Below are 827 nucleotides of genomic sequence, written 5' to 3'. Positions count from 1 at the left end.
TTAAATGAGGCAACGCCCATATTGCGTAAACGCGTTAAGGTTTCAGGCGCTGAATTGGTGTGTAGTGTTGAGAGAACCATATGCCCTGTCTGAGCCGCCTTGATAGCAATTTCAGCCGTTTCAAGATCGCGAATCTCACCAACCATGACAATATCTGGATCTTGACGCAAAAATGATTTTAGAGCATTAGAGAATGTTAGACCTACTTTCGAATTCACATTGACCTGATTGATACCCTCAAGGTTAATCTCAACAGGATCTTCAGCGGTAGAGATGTTGGTCGCTCCGGTATTCAAAATATTGATACCGGTGTATAACGATACCGTTTTACCAGAGCCTGTCGGTCCAGTAATCAATAGCATACCTTGCGGCTTATGAAGCGCTTCTAAAAACATCTCTTTTTGGTCAGGCTCATAACCCAAAGCATCGATACCAAGCTTTGCAGCAGAAGGATCTAAAATACGGAGTACCACCTTTTCACCAAATAAGGTTGGCAACGAGTTCACACGAAAATCAATCGCTTTATTTTTGGACAGTTTAAGCTTAATACGGCCGTCTTGTGGTATGCGCCGCTCTGAGATATCCATTTGTGACATCACTTTGAGGCGAGCTGCAATTTTACCCGCCAGCTGTACGGGCGGATTTGCTATTTTTTCCATCACACCATCGACTCGAAAGCGCACCCGATAAGATTTCTCATAGGGCTCGAAATGCAAATCGGACGCTCCCATACGAATCGCATCGACCAGCATTTTATTTACAAACTTCACAACAGGGGCTTCATCGACACCGTCAGCAAGTGTGGTTTCACCGCTGTCACCTTCTTC

General features: G+C 44.7%; 1 protein-coding gene. It reads right to left on the bottom strand.

Annotated elements, in window-relative coordinates:
- Positions 1–827 (bottom strand): ATPase, T2SS/T4P/T4SS family (locus tag ACS8FD_RS18825; protein WP_439276973.1); only part of this gene is annotated, 827 nt, incomplete at both ends.

It is taken from the genome of Psychrobacter sp. 1U2 (genome assembly GCF_051847575.1).
The sequence above is the reverse complement of the archived record's forward strand: the minus strand, read 5'-3'. Positions and strand labels throughout refer to the sequence as shown.